The organism is Methanocalculus sp. (assembly GCF_030651615.1).
GTDB lineage: Archaea > Halobacteriota > Methanomicrobia > Methanomicrobiales > Methanocorpusculaceae > Methanocalculus.
Genome location: NZ_JAUSCG010000070.1, coordinates 1 through 3,808 on the forward strand (window position 1 = coordinate 1; position 3,808 = coordinate 3,808).

Below are 3,808 nucleotides of genomic sequence, written 5' to 3' on the forward strand. Positions count from 1 at the left end.
GCCATCCGGATCTGCGGCAAAGGTGAAATGACCCTCTCCCTCATCGATGAGCTCTCCTCACACAAATCGGTGAAGTATGGGGGTGTAACATATCAGATCGAGCGGGCAGGTACAGGCACCGCCCGCCTGAAGGTGCGGGGAAGTCTCTCCACCCTCCTCCACTCCCGAATCACACGGGATGATCTGACGGAAGCTACCTTCACCTCGATCCGATACTCAATCGGACTTGGTGCACTCGGCCCCGATGCCGAATCTGCTCTCCCGCTCCTTGGGGAGATGATCACCCTCCACGGCTCGATGGTCTGGCTCCCGACTGATGGGAACAACACACCTGACTTCCTCGCTCCGGCAGGATCTGATCAGGGAATCCCGGTGTATACCGCCTTCAATGTCACGCTTGAAGGGCCGTTTCATGAGTACATCTCCTTTGATGCAGACGATCCACATGGCATCTCTCTTGAAGATCTCTACCGGCAGGTCTTCTCGTCTGCAAAAGTACGGAGGAAGGACTTCAAAGGTGTCATCGCCCTTGCCATCTCAGGGGTAACCTCAGGCATGACCGGTTCCGGCCTGCTCCGTTCTCCCCTGAAAGAGAATGCAGGTGGCCTCAAAGGCACCATCATGGATGAGAATGCCGTTCATGACTGGTGTCTGATCAATACCGATCCCCTCTACGAAGGTGACACCCTCGTCTCATTTGGTGTCGGAGTGGATACGACAGCGGACCTCTCGGTTTATGATCCGGTCGCACTCCATTCACTTGCCTACATCCATCCGTCACATAAGGGGGCAACGAATCAGCATCTCCATAACCATGGCGTCATCTTCCGGGGGATTCCCTGGGAGAGAAATATCAATATCGAGCGGCAGATCCAGACCCTCATCAATGACGCCGAGGTCGTTGATATGCGTCATCTCTTAAACAGCACCCGGTTCCGCCGGGGCAGGATTGGGGTTGCGTACGTCAGTGAGATAACAGAAGAGTAGGTACCATGTTTCGGAAGATATCGAAGAAAGCTGGTCTCCCTCCCGGCTCCCTGGTCCATGTCGGTGAGGTTACCGGAGAGCCCGTCACGATCACGGTGATGGACTATGATGCAGACGGTCACTTCACCGAACTCTGCTTCCGTGACTCTGCCCTCCTCTCATCATACAAAAACAGCTCCTCGGTTACCTGGATCAATATCGATGGTATCTATGATACCGGTATCATCCGGGCAATAGGCGAGATCTTCTCGATCCACCCGCTGACCCTTGAAGACCTGATGAACACCACCCAGCGGCCGAAGTTTGAGGAGTTCCCCTCATACCTTTTTATCGTTTTACGGATGCTCTCACGAGTTGACGGTGAGATCCGGTCTGAACAGGTGAGTCTGATCATCACCGGCACCTGCGTCCTCTCGTTTCAGGAGCGGGTCGGTGACGTCTTCGATCCGGTGAGGAACCGGATCAGAAACCATGGAAAGATCAGACAGTATGGTCCCGATTTCCTCTGTTATTCTCTCATCGATACCATCGTCGATGCATATTTTGGGATACTTGAGACACTTGGTGAGGAGATCGAGGTGTTTGAGGATACGCTTCTCACAGATCCGGGCCCGGCTGCCGTGATGGAGATCCGTCTCTTCAAACGGGATCTTATCACCCTCAGAAAAGCAATATGGCCGCTTCGTGAAGTCCTCTCCACACTTGAGCGGACCGAGTCGCTGCTCATCTCAAAAAAGATTCAGATCTATTTCCGTGACATCTATGACCATACCATCCAGGTGATCGATGCTGTTGAGACCCTCCGCGATCTCACCGCAGGAATGCTCGACCTCTACCTTTCAACCCTCTCCTTCAGGATGAATGAGGTGATGAAGGTGCTCACGATCATCGCGACGATCTTCATCCCGCTCACCTTCATTGCAGGAGTATATGGGATGAACTTTGCATACATGCCAGAGCTCGACTGGGAGATCGGGTACCCTGCAACCCTCCTCCTGATGTTCTGCCTCTCCCTTCTGATGCTCTACTACTTCAGAAAGAGGCGCTGGATATAGGAGAGGAGCCCCTTCTTCTCCGCAACTTCCGGCACTGTGTCGAAAAGGTCGTTTCCGTCAACCACCTTCTGATGAGGAACTATTCGTCTCTTCCTTGGGGATCCGAGTACATCCTCAATCTCTGCGATAAGAGGGAGGAGATCAGATCGCACTATCACTGCTCCTCCGTCTTCAAAGAGAGGGGCAAGCCCCTGCGGAGGAGCGGTGGTCGAGATGTACAGGAACCGCACCTCTCCCCCACCTGCAAGATCAGAGAGCAGTTTCCTCTTCCTCTCCACCTCTTGCATAAAAGCAGCTGGTGATGGCGGTGTGATCGTCGCTTCGGAAAAGAACGTCCTCCCCTCATTATCAGTAAAGAGGAGATCGACCTCAGCCAGGATCGCTCCTGCTGAACAGATCCGTATTCCTCCGTCCCGGGAGTACCAGATCCCCTTCTTAGATTCACCGGGTGGAGGTGCATCGGCTCCCCATGCAGCGATACGATCAATACAGCTGCTCTCTTCTCCAATCTTTCGAAGAAGCTCATAGAGGATCGCCTCAAAGAACTTCCCTTCAGCACGCCGTCTCCTCTCATAATCATCGGAGAGGAGATCCCGCCGGATCGGCAGAGGCAGATGTCGGAGTGCAAGGAGCGCCTCTGCCCTCCCCGCCTCTGCTCCTCTCAGCAGATGAACGGCATCCATAGAAAAAAGTGTTCACCGATGGGTGAAGTAGGTGGTGACCAGTCCCTCTTTGACGGAATCGATCCGGACAAACCCGATCCGCTCAAACTGGATGGTCTTCCCTGCATACCCTGCGACCTCAGCCTCGCAATACCCTTCGATAACACCATCAGGAGTCAGGATATGGCAGGGAACCGCGTTATCCGATGGAAGCCACTGGATGATCGGAGCTTTTGCACTCCGTGCGTCGGCGAGTGAATCCCCTGCATAAATTGCCTGATGCTCACCGGTCACCCTGATATTGAAGAGATCTTTTAACCGGATCATCTCATTGCCGGTCATCTCTTTTGCAGGGATGAAGATCTCTTGTATGAAGTGAAGACTCCGGTACCCCCGCTCTTCATCGCCGGGATAGCGGGGTGCGTGTGCGATCTGGTCCGGTGCACCTTCAACCGTTACAGAGACGGGGTCGGGGATGAAGAAGTACCGATCTGATCCCTTATCGATCAGATCGCGGTTCTTTGCAAAGAGGTTCTCCCATGAGAACGAGATATCTGTCTCGCCGATCCCGATCTCGGTGACAGCGGCACGGACTGCTTCAGGCAGGATACCACGACGGGCCATCGCACGGAGTGTGCCAAGCCGGATATCATCCCACCCTGAGTATATCCCTTCAGAGATCCCCTGATGCATCGAAGATGTCGAGAGGACGAGCCCTTCGATGGACATCCTCCCGTAATGGAGGTAGTGGGGGGGTTTCCAGCCGAAGTAATCGAAGATATACCGCTGACGGCGTGTATTTGCAATATGATCTTTTCCCCGGATCACATGGGTCATTCCAAGAAGATGGTCATCGATCGCAACCGAGAAGTTCATCAGGGGATAGACGGTTGCATCGACACGGGGATGGATCGTGGAGTTGACGATCCGCATCGCAGAGAAGTCACGGATCGCAGGGTCCGGGTGATCGATCTCGGTTCTGACCCTGACAGTCGCCTGACCTTCGATGAAGGTACCGTCAAGCATCTGCTCCCAGCGTGCGAGGTGCTCCAAAACGGTGAGATCACGGCAGGGACATGCTTTTTTAGCAAGTTTCAGTTCGCG

At 54.1% G+C, this 3,808-nt stretch carries 4 protein-coding genes; 2 read left to right on the forward strand and 2 right to left on the reverse strand.

Annotated elements, in window-relative coordinates; all coding sequences use genetic code 11:
- Together Q7V06_RS02825 and corA are read left to right on the forward strand one after the other, a co-directional pair.
- The coding region (locus Q7V06_RS02825; protein WP_304837773.1) for an anti-sigma factor antagonist at positions 1–987 on the forward strand (987 nt) is incomplete at its 5' end.
- A gap of 5 nt (positions 988–992) precedes the next feature.
- Complete coding sequence (gene corA / locus Q7V06_RS02830) at positions 993–2,042, forward strand: magnesium/cobalt transporter CorA (RefSeq protein WP_304837775.1); 1,050 nt, start codon at positions 993–995, stop codon at positions 2,040–2,042.
- On the opposite strand, the gene Q7V06_RS02835 is transcribed toward corA, so the two are convergent.
- Together Q7V06_RS02835 and Q7V06_RS02840 are read right to left on the reverse strand one after the other, a co-directional pair.
- The gene (locus tag Q7V06_RS02835) at positions 2,015–2,725 is read right to left on the reverse strand and encodes a hypothetical protein (RefSeq protein WP_304837776.1); all 711 of its coding nucleotides are present in this window, start codon (positions 2,723–2,725) and stop codon (positions 2,015–2,017) included. The two genes, corA and Q7V06_RS02835, sit on opposite strands and share 28 nt — an antisense overlap.
- A 12-nt stretch (positions 2,726–2,737) precedes the next feature.
- A partial coding sequence (locus Q7V06_RS02840; protein ID WP_304837777.1) for a glutamate--tRNA ligase family protein occupies positions 2,738–3,808 on the reverse strand: 1,071 nt, incomplete at its 5' end.

Excerpts from the sequence above, each read along its gene's own strand:
- corA (WP_304837775.1), top strand. The coding sequence starts at position 993 with ATGTTTCGGAAGATATCGAAGAAAGCTGGTCTCCCTCCCGGCTCCCTG.
- Q7V06_RS02835 (WP_304837776.1), bottom strand. The coding sequence starts at position 2,725 with ATGGATGCCGTTCATCTGCTGAGAGGAGCAGAGGCGGGGAGGGCAGAG.